Origin of the sequence: Halostella limicola (assembly GCF_003675875.1) — an archaeon.
Lineage (GTDB): Archaea > Halobacteriota > Halobacteria > Halobacteriales > Natronoarchaeaceae > Halostella > Halostella limicola.
This window is the reverse complement of the sequence record NZ_RCDI01000002.1, coordinates 108,145-122,407: the sequence shown is the minus strand read 5'-3', so window position 1 is coordinate 122,407 and position 14,263 is coordinate 108,145. Positions and strand designations below refer to the sequence as shown.

Annotated in this window: 14 protein-coding genes; 2 read left to right on the top strand and 12 right to left on the bottom strand. The window is 71.8% G+C overall.

Annotated features, from left to right (window positions below; all coding sequences use genetic code 11):
• Positions 1-160: 160 nt before the first annotated feature.
• On the top strand, positions 161-2,287 hold the full coding sequence (gene katG / locus D8670_RS08705) for a catalase/peroxidase HPI (protein WP_121817728.1): 2,127 nt from the start codon (positions 161-163) through the stop codon (positions 2,285-2,287).
• A gap of 107 nt (positions 2,288-2,394) precedes the next feature.
• On the opposite strand, the gene D8670_RS08700 is transcribed toward katG, so the two are convergent.
• From D8670_RS08700 to D8670_RS08675, 6 genes are all read right to left on the bottom strand, one after another.
• Positions 2,395-3,180 (bottom strand): DUF7388 family protein, encoded by a 786-nt coding sequence (locus D8670_RS08700; protein ID WP_121817727.1) that lies wholly within the window; start codon positions 3,178-3,180, stop codon positions 2,395-2,397.
• A gap of 158 nt (positions 3,181-3,338) precedes the next feature.
• Positions 3,339-3,926, bottom strand: a complete 588-nt coding sequence (locus D8670_RS08695) for an NUDIX hydrolase (RefSeq protein ID WP_121817726.1) — start codon at positions 3,924-3,926, stop codon at positions 3,339-3,341.
• Between the two features lie 33 nt (positions 3,927-3,959).
• Positions 3,960-4,409, bottom strand: coding sequence for a DUF7109 family protein (locus D8670_RS08690; RefSeq protein WP_121817725.1), 450 nt, complete (start codon positions 4,407-4,409; stop codon positions 3,960-3,962).
• 111 nt (positions 4,410-4,520) lie between these two features.
• Positions 4,521-5,432, bottom strand: coding sequence for an MFS transporter (locus D8670_RS08685; protein WP_233752214.1), 912 nt, complete (start codon positions 5,430-5,432; stop codon positions 4,521-4,523).
• Positions 5,433-5,788: 356 nt separating this feature from the next.
• Positions 5,789-6,892 carry a glycosyltransferase family protein gene (locus D8670_RS08680; RefSeq protein WP_121817724.1) on the bottom strand — a complete coding sequence of 368 codons (1,104 nt, stop codon included), beginning with the start codon at positions 6,890-6,892 and terminating at the stop codon, positions 5,789-5,791.
• Positions 6,893-6,943: 51 nt separating this feature from the next.
• Positions 6,944-8,086 (bottom strand): MFS transporter, encoded by a 1,143-nt coding sequence (locus D8670_RS08675; protein ID WP_121818567.1) that lies wholly within the window; start codon positions 8,084-8,086, stop codon positions 6,944-6,946.
• 159 nt (positions 8,087-8,245) lie between these two features.
• Between D8670_RS08675 and D8670_RS20855 the strand changes: the two genes are divergently transcribed.
• Positions 8,246-8,413, top strand: coding sequence for an HVO_0758 family zinc finger protein (locus D8670_RS20855; protein WP_162994241.1), 168 nt, complete (start codon positions 8,246-8,248; stop codon positions 8,411-8,413).
• Positions 8,414-8,432: 19 nt separating this feature from the next.
• Here the strand turns inward: D8670_RS20855 and ptsP are convergent, their stop codons facing one another.
• The 6 genes from ptsP to D8670_RS08645 form a co-directional block, all read right to left on the bottom strand.
• On the bottom strand, positions 8,433-10,154 hold the full coding sequence (gene ptsP, locus D8670_RS08670) for a phosphoenolpyruvate--protein phosphotransferase (protein WP_121817723.1): 1,722 nt from the start codon (positions 10,152-10,154) through the stop codon (positions 8,433-8,435).
• Positions 10,151-10,429, bottom strand: coding sequence for an HPr family phosphocarrier protein (locus D8670_RS08665; RefSeq protein WP_121817722.1), 279 nt, complete (start codon positions 10,427-10,429; stop codon positions 10,151-10,153). The genes ptsP and D8670_RS08665 overlap by 4 nt, the downstream gene beginning before the upstream one ends.
• 151 nt (positions 10,430-10,580) lie before the next feature.
• Positions 10,581-11,669, bottom strand: coding sequence for an aldo/keto reductase (locus D8670_RS08660; protein ID WP_121817721.1), 1,089 nt, complete (start codon positions 11,667-11,669; stop codon positions 10,581-10,583).
• A 33-nt stretch (positions 11,670-11,702) separates the two neighbouring features.
• On the bottom strand, positions 11,703-12,866 hold the full coding sequence (locus D8670_RS08655) for a DHH family phosphoesterase (protein ID WP_121817720.1): 1,164 nt from the start codon (positions 12,864-12,866) through the stop codon (positions 11,703-11,705).
• 38 nt (positions 12,867-12,904) lie between these two features.
• Complete coding sequence (locus D8670_RS08650; protein ID WP_121817719.1) at positions 12,905-13,801, bottom strand: SDR family oxidoreductase; 897 nt, start codon at positions 13,799-13,801, stop codon at positions 12,905-12,907.
• Positions 13,802-13,832: 31 nt separating this feature from the next.
• The gene (locus D8670_RS08645) at positions 13,833-14,261 is read right to left on the bottom strand and encodes a DUF5791 family protein (protein ID WP_121817718.1); all 429 of its coding nucleotides are present in this window, start codon (positions 14,259-14,261) and stop codon (positions 13,833-13,835) included.
• Positions 14,262-14,263 lie beyond the last annotated feature (2 nt).

The window sequence follows — 14,263 nt, the reverse complement described above, 5'->3', positions numbered from 1 at the left end:
AGTTCTTATGACTAGACAGCTCTAACTCCGAGCCAGATCTACTCGTGAGAGAACACAGTACCAAGTACGGAACCGGAGACCTCGAATTCTGCGGAGTGGACGGCGAGACACGCGGGACCGTCGCGGTCGCCGACGACGCGACGGCGGAGGGCGGTCGATAATGCGAGGACGTAATCACGACTGGTGGCCGAACAAGCTGAGCCTGGAGGTCCTCGACCAGAACGCTCGCGACGTCAGTCCGTACGGCGAGGACTTCGACTACGCCGAGGAGTTCGAGAAGCTCGACCTCGAGGAGGTGAAGGCGGACCTCAAGGACCTGATGACGTCGTCGCAGGAGTGGTGGCCGGCCGACTACGGCCACTACGGCCCGCTCTTCATTCGGATGGCGTGGCACAGCGCCGGCACGTACCGCACCGTCGACGGCCGCGGCGGCGCGGGAAGCGGCACGCAGCGGTTCGCCCCGCTCAACAGCTGGCCCGACAACGCGAATCTCGACAAGGCGCGCCGGCTGCTGGAGCCGATCAAGCAGAAGTACGGCCGCAAGCTCTCGTGGGCGGACCTGATCATCCTGGCCGGCAACGTCGCGCTCGAGTCGATGGGCATGCAGACGCTCGGCTGGGCCGGCGGCCGCGAGGACGTGTTCGAACCCGACAAGTCCGTCTACTGGGGCCCCGAGGACGAGTGGGAGGCACCCCAGGACGACCGCCGCGACGAGGAGGGGAACCTCGAGGAGCCGCTCGGGGCCACCGTGATGGGGCTCATCTACGTGGATCCCGAGGGACCGAACGGAGATCCGGACCCGCTCAAGTCGGCGGAGAACATCCGGGAAGCGTTCGGCCGCATGGCGATGAACGACGAGGAGACGGCCGCGCTCATCGCGGGCGGGCACACGTTCGGCAAGTCCCACGGCGCGTCCGACGACGACATGGGTCCCGAGCCCGAGGCGGCCCCCATCGAGGACCAGGGCCTCGGCTGGACCGACTCCGGGAAGGGCTCCGAGACGACCACCAGCGGCATCGAGGGCGCCTGGAACGCCTGGCCGACGATGTGGGACACCTCCTACCTCGACAACCTGCTCGACTACGAGTGGGAACTGACGGAGAGCCCCGTCGGCGCGAAGCAGTGGCAGCCGAAAGAGGAGGAGGCGTACGACACCGTCCCGGACGCCCACGATCCGTCGGAGAAGCACGCCCCGATGATGATGACGACGGACCTCGCCCTCAAGCGGGATCCGGAGTTCCGGGAGATCATCGAGGGCTTCCGCGATAATCCGCCCGAGTTCCTGGAGGCGTTCGCGAGCGCGTGGTACAAGCTGATCCACCGCGACATGGGCCCGCAGGAGCGGTTCCTCGGTCCGGACGTCCCCGAGGAGACGATGCTCTGGCAGGACCCGCTCCCCGACGCCGACTACGACCTGATCGGCGAGGAAGAGGCCGCCGAGCTCAAAGAGGAGATCCTCGGCTCGGAACTGACCGTCTCCCAGCTGGTCAAGACCGCCTGGGCGGCGGCGTCGACGTACCGCGACAGCGACAAGCGCGGCGGCGCGAACGGCGCCCGCATCCGCCTCGAACCGCAGCGGAGCTGGGAGGTCAACGAGCCGGCGCAGCTGGAGTCGGTGCTGTCGACCTACGAAGCGATCCAGGAGGAGTTCAACGGCTCGCGCTCCGACGATGTCCGGGTCTCGCTCGCCGATCTCATCGTGCTGGGCGGCAACGCGGCCGTCGAGGAGGCCGCTGCGGACGCCGGCTACGACGTGGAGGTCCCGTTCGAATCCGGCCGCACGGACGCCACGCAGGAACAGACGGACGAGGAGTCGTTCGAGGTGCTCAAGCCCGAGGTCGACGGGTTCCGCAACTACTTCGGCGGCGAGTACGACGTGCCGGCCGAGGAACTGCTGGTCGACCACGCCGACCTGCTTGACCTGACGGCGTCCGAGATGACCGTTCTGCTCGGCGGCATGCGCGCGCTGGGCGCGAACTACCAGGACTCTGACCTCGGCGTCTTCACCGACCGGCCGGAGACGCTGACCAACGACTTCTTCGCGAACCTGCTCGACATGGGCTACGAGTGGGAGAAGGCCTCCGAGTCCGAGGAGGTCTACGAACTGCGCGACCGCGAGACGGGCGACGTCGAGTGGAGGGGGACCCGAATCGACCTCATCTTCGGCTCGCACTCCCGGCTTCGGGCCATCGCGGACGTCTACGCGAGCGAGGAAGAGACGTTCGTTAACGACTTCGTGGACGCCTGGAGCAAGGTGATGAAGCTCGACCGCTTCGACCTCGAGTAATCCGTCGAGCGACGGGTCGAGAACGACCCGACGCGCTGCTGCCGGTCTTTTTTCGCCGTGCGACCGCTCGCCGCTGCGTCGCTACGTCCTCGTGCGGAGGCCTCGATTTACGTCCGCTCCGAGAACGCGTCGACTCCGCGTGCGGGGTAGCCGACGACGGTCGTCGCGCCGGCGTCTCTGAGGGCGGCGACGCGCTCGCGGACGGTCTCCGGTGACCCGACCAGCGCGTAGTCGCGGACCGCCTCGCTGAGCACCTCACGGGCACGCCCGGTCGCCGCGCTGTCGGTGGGCGCGCCCTCGGGCAGCGCCCGGGCGACCGGTTTCCGGCGGGCCGCGTAGTCGCCGACGGCGTCGAGGATGGCGTCCTCGTCGTCGGTGAGGACGGTCGGCGCGTAGACGGCGAGGTCGGCGTCGAGGCCGGCCTCGCGCAGCGAGCGGAGGTCCCGCTCGGTCGTCCGAGAGAGCAGTTCGTACTGGGTGCCGCCGGTGGCCAGCGCCACGCGCTCGACGCCCTCGGTGCCGACCCAGGCGTCGGGGGCGCGCTCGAACGCCGCGCCGAGCCGCGGGGCGACGGCGCGCCCTCGCTCCTCGTCCGTGAGGTAGGCCGGGTGCCCCGCGACGAGGACGCGGCGAACGCCCTCCGGGAGCCACCCGGTCAGCGAGTCGTCGCCGAGCGGGTCGAACCCGTCGGCCCGGACCGGCGTGGTCACCAGCACCTGGCGGTCCTCGGCGAGGGCGGCGAGCGTCTCGGCGTCCGGGAGGTGCTCCCGGCCCTCGTAGTCGACGGCGACGGTCTCGAACGGCAGGTCCGCCGCTCGCTCGACGCGGCACTCGCTCGGCTTCAGCGCCACCGCGTCGAGACCCGTGACGGCGGAGTCGGCACTGGTCAGCATCGGCGATCACCTATCATGTGGAGAGAACTATCGTCCGTGCGGAACGCGACCCATCGTCTGTGCGACCATGTAGCCCGGACTGGGGCGCCGACGCGCAAAAGCGTATCGTTCGGTACGAAGATTCTCCGAGAGGCGAGGGGTCCGCACTCGGCCCGCGCTCAGGCCCGCGATTCCGGATCGACGCGCTCCGGGGCGCGCCAGTCGGTCGTCAGCTCGAAGAAGTCGACGACGATGCGTCCGGTCGCGCCCCAGACGGTGTAGCCGTCGACCCGGAAGTAGTGGATGACGATGTCGCCGTAGTGAGGGTGCTCCCGGCGCTCGTACTCGTAGTTGTCCTCGTCGAGCATGTCGGCGACGCTGAGGACCGCGATCTCGGCCACCTCGTCGTCGCTCGGGGCGTACTCCCGGTCGGGGACGCGCGCGACGAACGGCGTCACCGCGTACTCGGTGATCGTCCGGATGTCGTCGACCCGGCCGAGCACCTCGACCTCGTCGGGGCGGAGGCCGATCTCCTCGTGGGCCTCGCGGAGCGCCGTCGCCTGCAGGTCCTCGTCCTCGGGCTCGCGCCCCCCGCCCGGGAAGCTCATCTGACCGGGGTGCTCGCCGAGGTGCTCCGCCCGCTTGGTGAACAGGAGGTGCGCCTCGCCGCCCCGCTCGACGACCGGGATGAGGACCGCGGCGTCGTACTTCTCGCCCGTCACGGCCCGCGGCGCGTGCTCGGCGACGCGGTCCAGGTCCAGTTGCATGTCCGCTCGTGTGAAGTAGTGGGCCGGGAGCCCTTAGACTCGCCGGTCCAGCGCCGTCCGCGTCTCCTCCAGCGACACCGGGGCCCACGCCTCCACGTCGTAGCAGACGTCGAGCAGCGTCGCCGCCCGGTCGTCGTCGCCGGCGTCGAGCGCCGCCTCGGCGTCCTCGCGGACGCGCTCGCGCACCCGCTCGCCCAGCGCCTCGCGGTCGACGCTGCGCTCGTCGGCGTCCATGATGTGGGGCAGGTCCTCGGCCCCCTGCGGGAGCGTCGGGAACGCCGTCGGCCCGTCGACGATCAGGCCGTCGTACTCGACCAGCGCGTACGCCGCGACGGCGTCGTCGACCGCCTCGTCGGCCTCGTCCGGGTCGAACTCGTCGCCGCGCCGGTAGGCGAGCTCCGAGAGCGCCGTGTGTAGCTCCTCGCGGGTCAGCGCGCCGAAGAGGTCGACGATCCCGGCGAGGCCGTCGTGCGTCGCGTCCATGCGAGTGGCAAGACGCCCGCGTCGTATGATCGTTGCGGCTCGGCGGCGGCGGTCGCCGGGCGGGCCGTCGACGGGCAGCCGACCGGGACCGGGCCCGTCCCCGTCTGCCGGTCAGATGTCCAGCGCGTACCCGGCCGCGGCGGCGACCCCGCCGCAGACCGCGAACAGCGCGACGCCGCCGGCGAACGACCCGGTGGCGTCCCTGACCGCGCCGACGAGCGCCGGGCCGAGGAAGCCGCCGACCTCGCCGACGGTGAACACCAGACCGACGGCGGTCGCGGTGAGCCGCGGTCCGATATCGTCCAGTTCGACGGGGAGCGCGCGGACCAGTGGCGCGAGCCCGCCGACGCCGACCCCGACCAGGACGAGCGGCGCGGCCGCGACCCACCCGCCGCCGTCGACCGTCAGCAGGCCGACCGCGCCGAGCGAGCAGGCGGCGCCGCAGGCGACTACGCCCTCGCGGCGGCGCTGCAGCCGATCGGCCAGCGAGGGGACGACCAGCGTGCCGCCGATCTGTGCGCCGACGAAGACGCTGGCGACCGCCCCGGCGACGGCGGCCGACGCCCCGCGCGACTCGAAGATGGCGACGACCCAGCCCTGGAGGCCGTGGGTGACGAACAGGTACATCGTCCCGACGACCACGAGCAGCGCCATCGACCGGTTCGTGACGACGGCGGCGAGGTCCTGCCGCAGCGTCCGGTCGTCACCGTCGTCCGACGCGCCGGACGAGCGGGCCGCGACGCCCCGCCCGGCGGTCCACGCGGCGACCGCGCCCCACAGGGCGGCGTACGCGAGGGCGGCGACGCCGGTCGCGAGGAACAGTTCGCGCCACCCGCCGAGCAGCGGGCCGAGATACGGTCGGCCGACGCCGAACGCGGTCGCGGTGCCGAGGTACGACCCGAGCAGGTACACCGACGACGCCGTTCCGACGCGCTCGGCGGGGAACAGGTCCGCGACGAGCTTCGGCAGCCCGAACGTGATACCTGTCGCGCCGACGCCCACGAGGAGCGTCCACAGCAGCATCGTCCAGAAGTCGCCCGCTCCGGCCCGAAGGACGTGTCCGATCCCGAACAGCGCGACCGCCGGCCGATCCCCCGACGCGGCCCGATCCGGTCGATCAGGACGCCGCTCGCGAGCCCCAGCGGGATGTACGTCAGCGGCACCGCCCCGGCCAGGACGCCCGCTTCGGTGCCCGTCAGGCCGAGGTCGTCGATGACCGGCGAGAGGTACGCGGGGAGGCTGAACCAGACGAACATGAGACAGAAGTAGCTCCCGCCGCCGAGCAGCAACAGGAGGTACCGACCCGCGGCGTCGCTGTCGCGCGGCAGCATCCCGTCCCCGCCTTCGACGACCGGCGGGAAGTGCCGTTCGCTCCCGGCCTATCTGTCCGCAGTGACGCGGTCGACGGCCTCCGCGGAGGCGCGCCGGACCGCCTCGGGATCGACCGGCGCGTCGGTCCACGCGGGGAGGCGGTCGTCCTCGCCGGGCGGCCCCACGGCGTCGGCGTAGTCCGCGACCTGCTCGCGCTCGGCCGCGGCGTCGTAGGAGAGGTCGTTGAACGACGCGTCGGCGGCGTACTGGCGGACGAACCCCTCGGCCGCCTCGCGGTAGCGCTCCGGGAGCGCGTCGTAGTCGGGCGAGACGCCGTGGTCCTCGACGACCCGGAACAGCGCCGCGCCGACCTGCCGGGACATCTCGGCGAGGCCGGTCGGCCCGCTCACCGCCCGGTGGTCGTGCTCGTGGCGGCCGAGGTCGACCTGCGCGGTGCCCGAAAAGCCCGCGTGGTCGAAGGCGTCGCCGAGGGTGCCGACCTCGAGCCCCCAGGCGCGCTGGGCGCGCAGGCTGCGGGCGAGGTCGGCGGTCATCGCGAACTCGCCGGCCAGCGCGTACCGGAACGCGCCGAGGTAGTCGAGCACGTCGGCGTCGTGGGCGTCCGCGAGCGCCCGGACCAGCGGCGCGTAGAACAGGCGAAAGAGGCGGCCGTACAGCCGGCCGTTCTCGACGCGGGCGTAGTAGCCCTTCGTGAACTCGTACCCCTCCGACAGGGGCGCGAGCAGGCGGGGGACGTGGCTCGGGGCGTACGTCGTCGCGTCGGCGTCGTGGACGGCGACGTACGCCGCGGACTCGGCGGCGACGCCGAGGGCCAGCCACACGTCGCGGCCCTTGCCGAACCCGTTCTCCAGGCCGGCGTCGTCGAGCATCGCCTCGACGGAGGGCGCGTTGCACCACAGCAGGTCGATCGGCGCGTCGAAGGTCGACAGCCACTCCGCGAACTCGGGGACGCGGTCGGCGGGCGCGCGCAGCGCGACGATAACACGGCGCGGCGAGACCGCCGACAGCGTCGACAGCACGCGCTCGGCGGCGAGGCCGGCGTACTCGCGGTCGGTCATCGGGACGACGACCGCGCTCCGGTCGGTCGGCGCGGCCGGCGTCGGGTCGTCGAACGCGTGCAGCGTCGCGACCCGCTCCTGAACGTACTCCATCACCCGGCCCTTGGAGCGCGCGACAAAAACCTCGGCGGATCCGGATGATGGTCAGGCCGGCGCGGCCTCGCTCGGCAGGCGTCCCGCGGCGTACAGAACGAGCAGGACGACGAGGACGGCGACCAGCGCGACGGCGTAGCCCCGGAACACGGCGTCGAACGCCACGCCGGCGTCGGTCAGCCCGCCGAGGGCGGCGCTGCCGGTCGCCTGGACGAGCATCATGCTCGCGCTGTACAGCGAGTAGGCGCTCGCGCGGTTCTCGTCGGGCAGTGAGTCGAGCAGGTACGTGTCCAGCGCGGGGAAGAGGCTGTGGATGACGTAGCCGAGTATGAGGCTCACGAGGAGGACCGCGGCGAGCCCCTGAACGACCGTCAGCGCGAGCAGGGCGGCGACGAACGCGCCGAGGATGGACAGCATGAGCGGGACGTACGCGATGCGCTCGGCGATGCGGCCGGTGAGGACGAACGCCGGAACGCCGGCGGCGAACACGGCGGTCAGCGCGTTCCGGGCCATCGGCTCGCCGAGGTCCTTCGCCTCGACGAGGTAGGTCACGTAGAAGTTGAACACGCCGTTCCAGACGAACCCGGTCGCGCCGATGATGGCGACGCCGGTGACGATGATCGGCCACTGCCGCCGCAGGGCCGCCAGAACGGCGCGGTCCTTCGTCCCGGCGGACGGCATCTCAGCGCGGCGGGCGATCAGGAAGAAGACCGCCGTCGTCGCGCCGGCGACGGCGCTTATCAGCCAGAACACCGCCCGCCAGTCCGCGACGGCGAGCACGCCGCCGACGACGAGCGGCGCGCCGACGGCCGCGAGCTGGCTCGACATGCCGTGAACGCCGATGGCGCGGCCGACCCGGTCGGGGAACAGTTCGCTCACGAGCGGGTTGGCGGCGATGAAGTACGCCCCGCTGGTCACCCCCATCAGGAGCGCGCCGGCGGCGAGCGCGTAGAACGAGTCCGCGACCGCGGTGATCGCGGCCGCGGCCGTCAGGAGCGCCCCGGATCCGAAGACGACGGAGTGGCGGGGGACCTTCGTGAGCAGGTAGCCCGTCGGGAGCCGGGGGAGCGCGCTGCCGACCCAGGTCATCGTCACCACCAGACCGATGGTACCGCCGGAGAAGCCGAACGCGGTCCGCAGCGGCTCTACGAGCGGCGCGAACACGACTCGCGCGAGGTTGACGAGAAACACCATGGTGCACAGCGACCCGAACAGCCGCCCTCGCCGCCCCCCGCCGAGCCCCGCATCGTCCGTCAGGAACACGCTCCGGGGTACGCGGGACGGTACTTCAAGCCTTACGAATCGAAACCGCTCGGGGGTGGTTTTTTGACAAGGAGTCGCATAGGTCGGGGTATGAAATCCGTCCGGAAGGCGCTACGCAACGGGGAGCTGTCGAAGGACAACTACGGGCGGCTCAGCTGCACGGACTGCGACGAGACCCTCAAGAGCCGGAACGACCCGTCGGAGATCGGAACGATCAGGCTCTGCCCCGGCTGCGAGAGCGAGTGGCAGGAGCTCTGAGGGCGGCGGACCGGCGTCGTCACTCCGACTGTCCGCCCCGCCGCGACGCCGGATCGCCGAGAAGCTCGCGCACCTCGTCCCTCGCGGCGGCCGCGCACGCCGCGTCGGCGAGCTCTCGGGCCGCTTCCGCGTTGGTCGCTTCCACGTTCGCCTTCACGTCGGGGACGGTGACGGCGCTCATGCTCAGTTCGTCGAGGCCGAGCCCGACGAGCAGTTCCGTCACGTCGGGGTCGCCCGCCATCTCGCCGCACATCCCGACCCAGGCGCCCCCCTCGTGACCGGCCCCGACGGTCCGGCGGATCGCCCGCAGGACGCCGGGGTGGAGGGGGTCGTGGAGGTCCGCCACGCGGTCGTTCTCCCGCGCCGCGGCCATCACGTACTGCGCGAGGTCGTTCGTTCCGATAGAGAGGAAGTCGACGCGCTCGGCCAGTTCGTCCGCGACGAAGACGGCGCTCGGCGTCTCGATCATCACGCCCAGCTCCGGGCGGGCGTGGGCGACTCCTTTCTCGTCCAGCGCGGCGGCCACCTCGTCGACTTTCGCCAGTGCCGCCTCCAGTTCCTCGGCGGTCGCCACCAGCGGGAACATGACGGAGAGGTCGCCCTCGCCGTCCGCTGCGGCCCGCAGGAGCGCGCGCAGTTGCGCCTCGAACAGGTCGGCGTCCGGGCCGAGCGACCGCCGGATCCCGCGCTCGCCGAGGAAGGGGTTCTCCTCCGCCGGCAGGTCGAGGTAGGGGACCTGCTTGTCGCCGCCGACGTCGAGGGTGCGGACGACGACCCGGCCGTCCGGGAACGCGTCCAGCGCCTCGACGTAGGCCTCGTACTGCTCGTCCTCGTCGGGCGGCGACTCGCGGTCGAGGAAGAGGAACTCCGTGCGGTAGAGGCCGATCCCGTCGGCGCCGCGCTCCGCCGCCGGCTCGACCTCCGCCGGCCGGCCGACGTTCGCGGCGACCTCGATCTCCCGGCCGTCCGCGGTCGAGACGGGGTCGGGTCGGATATCGGCGAGGTCCTCCGTCGCGGCTCGCTCGCGCTCCTCGTCGGTCGGGTTCACGACCAGTTCGCCCGCGTCGCCGTCGACCAGCACCTCGGTCCCGTCCGGCACGTCGGCGAGCGCGTCGCCGACGCCAACCACGGCCGGGAGCGCGAGCGAGCGCGCGAAGATGGCCGCGTGGGAGGTGCGGCCGCCGGTCGCCGTCGCGAACCCGGCGACGCGCTCCGGGTCGAGCTGCGCCGTGTCGCTGGGCGTCAGCCGCTCGGCGACGACGACCGCGCCCTCGGGGAGCGACGACAGGTCGACGCGGTCGCCGTCGGTGAGCAGGCGGACGAGGCGGTCCCGCACGTCGCGAAGGTCGTCCGCCCGCTCGGCCATCCGGCCGTCCATCCCCTCGAACCGCTCGACGTGGTCGGCGAACGCCTCGTGGACCGCGTTGGGGGCGGGGAGGCCGCCGTCGATGGCCTCGTGGACCGCCGACTCTATCTGCGGGTCCTCGACGAACTGGACGTGCGCGTCGAACACGGCCGCCTCCTCCTCGCCGATGGCCTCGGCGACCCGGTCGCGCTCTCGCTCCAGTTCCGCCCGCGCCGCCTCGCGGCCGGCGGCGAACCGCTCGCGCTCCGCGCCGGCGTCGACGCCGCCCGCCGGCGGGTCTGGGAGGTCGGCCGAGGGGTCGTACCGGACGACCTCGCCGACGCCGGCCCGCGGGGTGACGCCGGTCCCGCTCACCACTCGGCGTTCGTCGCTCATCCCTCTAGCTCGTCCTCGGGCGTCGTGAGGATCGCTTCGAGCGCGTCGAGTGCGGCCGTCGCGTCGACGCCGTCCGCGACGATGCGAACCTCGTCGCCGCCCCGCACGCCGAGACCGGTGACGGCGATCATGCTCCCCGCCGAGACGAGGTCGCCGTCCGCCGGCCCGACCTCGACCTCGGCGTCGTGCTCGTTCGCCTCCTCGACGAACAGGGCGGCCGGGCGCGCGTGCAGGCCGTCCTCCGGCACGACGGTGACGGTTCGCTCCTCCGTCATGCCGCCGTCACCGCCTTCCCGCCGAACGCTCGCCGCTCGTTCGCGTCTCTCGAGGCTGTCATCGTCTGTAGATGTACGGCGCGGAACTTGAGCGTAGCGTCCGGTGCGGACCGCGTCGGGCGCGGCGGCGACGCGTCGGTCGAACGCAGGACTACTCGAACACCGCGTCGAACGCCTCCGCGCCGAGCGGGTCGAAAGTGCCCGCCGCGACGTTCTCCTCGACGTGCTCGACCGAGCTCGCGCCGACCAGCGAGCAGGTGACGCCCGGCGCGCTCCGCGCGAAGTTGATCGCCTGCTGGGCCGTCGTGTCGCCGGCCAGCTGCGCCGCCACGTCGTCGGGGATCTCGTCGGCGAGTCGCCCCTGCGCGATGCTCGCGCTCGTGAAGACGTTCAGCCCCGCGTCGTTCGCGAACCGGAGCGCGCTCTGCTTCCCGTCCGGCGAGTCGTGAGCCGCCACGGTGAACGCGTCGGCCATGACGACGTTGAACGGCAACTGGATCGCCCTGAGCCCCGTCGTGTCGTTGCCGGCGTCCTCGGCGGCGGCCCGCGCCCGCGAGACGACTTCCGAGAGCGAGAGGTAGCTGTCGTGCTCCGGCGGAACCCGGAAGGCGTCCCACGTCGCCACCCCGTAGGCCTTCACGTCGCCGGCGGCGACGCGCTCCTCCAGCCGCCGGAACGCGGCCTCCAGCCGGTCGTACACCTCGTCGCGAGAGCGCTCCGCCAGTTGCGTCTCCGCGTTGTGGACGTAGTACAGGTCGACCGCCTCGACGTCGAGGTTCGACAGCGACCGGTCGATCTGGTCGTCGAGGAAGTCCGGCGCGATGCAGTGGCTCCCACGCGCCAGGTCGTCGCGGTCGATCAGCCCCGGTTCCACGTACTCCTCGCGGACGTATTCGCCGGGGTTCGCCGGCCGCTCGCCGTCGAACGAGACGAACCCGCCTTTCGTCGCGACCAGCACGGCGTCGCGGTCGACGTCCGACTCGTCGAGGGCCGCCCCGACCACCCGTTCGCTGCGCTGGCAGCGGTAGTTGATCGCCGTGTCGACGACGTTCACCCCGCTTTCCAGCGCGGTGACGATAGCCTCGCGGTACGCGTCGTCGACCTCGTCTGTGGGGTCGCCGAGGTACGTGCCGACGCCGACGCTCGACACGACGCCGTCGCCGTACCGCCGGAAGAAGGTGCGTCCGAACTCGTCGCCGAAGCGGTCGCGGTAGTCCCAGGTTCCCTGACCGGTGGCCATGGGTCGCCGTACGCGCTCGCCGTGCAAAAAGGGCTACACGTCGCCGTCGAGCGCCCCGAACAGCCGGTCGGTGAACTCCTCGCGGGAGACGCCGTCCGAGGGACCGATCCCCTGCATGTGCTCGACCGACACCTGCCCCCCGCCCATCCGGGCGTGCCCTCCCGCGTTCGCCATCGGGATGTCCTCGACGACCGCCCTGAGCGCCTCGCCCATGTGGACCCGGTCGTCCCGCGAGCGCCCCGAGAGGTGGAGCGTGCCCTCGTACTCGCCGTAGACGACGACCGCCGTGACGCCTTCGAGGCTCGTCAGTTCGTCGGCCGCCTGCGGGATGGCGTCGACGACGGGCACGTCGCCCACGTCGGACACCGCGAACGAGCCGCGGACTTCCCGGTCGTTGATCGCGCGGGCCTTCGTCTCCAGCACGCCGGCGCTGACCTGCGGGTTGGCGATCCGGTCGAGCACCGCCTGGTCGACGCCGGGGTAGAGGAAGGCGCAGGCGTCGAACTCCGCGGAGGAACACCCCTTGGTCAGCCGGTTCGTGTCCGACTGGACGCCGTAGAGCAGTCCGGTCGCGACCTCGTCGGTGAGCGCCGGGGTCGACTCGTCGCCGCTCGAGTTCGGCGACGCGCCGAGCGACCGGAGGTACTCGGTGAGTATCGTCGCGCAGGCCCCGTAGTCCGTCCGCACGTCGGTAAAGTCGTCGCCCCGTCCGTTGCCGGGGTGGTGGTCGACGACGGCGGTCGGTTCGACCGACGACGCGCCCTCGAACCCACGCGGCGCGTTGTGGTCGACCAGCACGACCTCGTCGGCGACCAGGTCCGCGGCGGTCTCGATGCGCTCGAAGTCGAGGCCGAGCACCGTCTGGAACGCGCGGTTCTCCTGGTGGCGGATCTCGCCCGGATACTGGAGGGTCGCGTCGGTGTCGACCGACTCCGCGATCGCCGCGACGGCCATCGCCGAGGACATCGCGTCGGGGTCGGGGTTCGGGTGCATCAGCACCGCGACCTCGTCGCGGTTCGAGAGCAGGCGGCGGAACCGCTCGCCGGGGGACCGCCGGAGCCACCGGAGGGCGACGCCGATCCCCAGAAGCAGTGCGATACCGCCGAGGCCGATCAGAACGATCTCGACCGGCTCCAGCGACGCCGTCCACGCCTCTACCCCTTCGTGGAACGTGAACGGCCGTGTCGACGGCCACATACCCCCCACCTCTTTGTGAACGAACAAGAATCTTCCCACTACGGGCCATCACCGAGATACGCGTCGATCGCGGCTGCGTACCCCTCTCTGAACGTCGGATACGCCGGTTCGTACCCGAGGGACCGGAGCCTGTCGTTCGAGCAGCGCTTGCTCGTCCGGAGCCGCCGCCGCGCAGTCTCGGAGAGGGTTCCGTCGGCCAGCCGCTCCGCCTTGGTGCGCTTCTCCGGCGGGTCCTCGCCGCACTCCGCCGCCAGCCAGTCGGCGAACTCCCACTTCGAGACGGGTTCGTCGTCGACCACGAGCACCGCCTCGTCGCGGGCCAGGTCCCCCTCCAGCAGGTATCGCACTGCCCCGGCGGCGTCGTCGCGATGGACCATGTTCAGGTACCCCTCGGTGACGGGCCCCTCGACGTAGCGCTCCAGCCGGTACCTGTCGGGGCCGTACAGCCCCGCGAACCGAGCGACGGTGCCGTCGATGCCGTGTTCCGCGGCCGTCTCTCGCGCGATCCGCTCCGCCTCGACGAGCACCTCGGTCTTCTCGGTCGTCGGCTCCAGCGGCGTCGCCTCGTCGACCCAGTCGCCGCCGTGGTCGCCGTACACGCCGGTGCTCGACGTGTAGACGAGCCGCTCCGGCGGCGACGACCGCTCGCCGAATGCATTGACGACCGTTCGCAGCCCCTCGACGTAGACGCGTCGGGCCGCGTCGGCGCCGCGACCGCCCGAGCTGGCCGCGAACACCAGCGCGTCGGCGTCCGGGACGCGATCGAGGTCGTCCCGGTCCGTCACGTCTGCCCGCACGGGCTCCAACCCCGCCCGCTCGACCGCCTCGATACCGCCGTCCGACCGCCGGACGCCGACGACCTCGTGACCGCGTTCGCGCAACTGGCGGCCGAGTTCGAGGCCGACGTACCCGCACCCGAGAATGGCGACGTTCATAGCCGGTGGTTCGACCGCAGTGACGTAGTAGCTACGGCTGCCCGTTCGCGATGGCGTGCTGGACGTGGACGAACTCGTCGAAGCTCATCGGCGCGCGGCGCTCGATCTTCTGCTGGACCTCCTTCGGGTCGAGGTCGATCGCCAGGTCCCGCGAGACGGCGTCGACGTCCATCACGCCGGTCGTCATCCCCAACAAGAGGTGCTCGCAGGCCATCTCGACGACCGTCTCGGCGTCGGCGACGCCGTCGGCCAGCGACTGGACCTGCGCGGCCTCCTCCAGGCTCAGCGACGGCGATTCGTCTTCGACGAGGGCCGTCAGTGCGTCGCGATCGAGGGTCGTCTCCTCGACGGCCGCGTCTATCCCGACCGCCTCGACCGCGTCGGCGAGGTCGGCCTCGTACTCCGCCCGCAGGTCCGCCGGCGTCAGCCCGTCGACGTCCATCCGCTGCTCGTGGAACATGA

Bases quoted from the DNA above. Each gene is read 5' to 3' on its own strand.
- katG (WP_121817728.1), top strand. From the start codon at position 161: ATGCGAGGACGTAATCACGACTGGTGGCCGAACAAGCTGAGCCTGGAG.
- D8670_RS08700 (WP_121817727.1), bottom strand. From the start codon at position 3,180: ATGCTGACCAGTGCCGACTCCGCCGTCACGGGTCTCGACGCGGTGGCG.
- D8670_RS08695 (WP_121817726.1), bottom strand. From the start codon at position 3,926: ATGCAACTGGACCTGGACCGCGTCGCCGAGCACGCGCCGCGGGCCGTG.
- D8670_RS08690 (WP_121817725.1), bottom strand. From the start codon at position 4,409: ATGGACGCGACGCACGACGGCCTCGCCGGGATCGTCGACCTCTTCGGC.
- D8670_RS08685 (WP_233752214.1), bottom strand. From the start codon at position 5,432: ATGCTGCTGTGGACGCTCCTCGTGGGCGTCGGCGCGACAGGTATCACG.
- D8670_RS08680 (WP_121817724.1), bottom strand. From the start codon at position 6,892: ATGGAGTACGTTCAGGAGCGGGTCGCGACGCTGCACGCGTTCGACGAC.
- D8670_RS08675 (WP_121818567.1), bottom strand. From the start codon at position 8,086: ATGGTGTTTCTCGTCAACCTCGCGCGAGTCGTGTTCGCGCCGCTCGTA.
- D8670_RS20855 (WP_162994241.1), top strand. From the start codon at position 8,246: ATGAAATCCGTCCGGAAGGCGCTACGCAACGGGGAGCTGTCGAAGGAC.
- ptsP (WP_121817723.1), bottom strand. From the start codon at position 10,154: ATGAGCGACGAACGCCGAGTGGTGAGCGGGACCGGCGTCACCCCGCGG.
- D8670_RS08665 (WP_121817722.1), bottom strand. From the start codon at position 10,429: ATGACGGAGGAGCGAACCGTCACCGTCGTGCCGGAGGACGGCCTGCAC.
- D8670_RS08660 (WP_121817721.1), bottom strand. From the start codon at position 11,669: ATGGCCACCGGTCAGGGAACCTGGGACTACCGCGACCGCTTCGGCGAC.
- D8670_RS08655 (WP_121817720.1), bottom strand. From the start codon at position 12,866: ATGTGGCCGTCGACACGGCCGTTCACGTTCCACGAAGGGGTAGAGGCG.
- D8670_RS08650 (WP_121817719.1), bottom strand. From the start codon at position 13,801: ATGAACGTCGCCATTCTCGGGTGCGGGTACGTCGGCCTCGAACTCGGC.
- D8670_RS08645 (WP_121817718.1), bottom strand. From the start codon at position 14,261: ATGTTCCACGAGCAGCGGATGGACGTCGACGGGCTGACGCCGGCGGAC.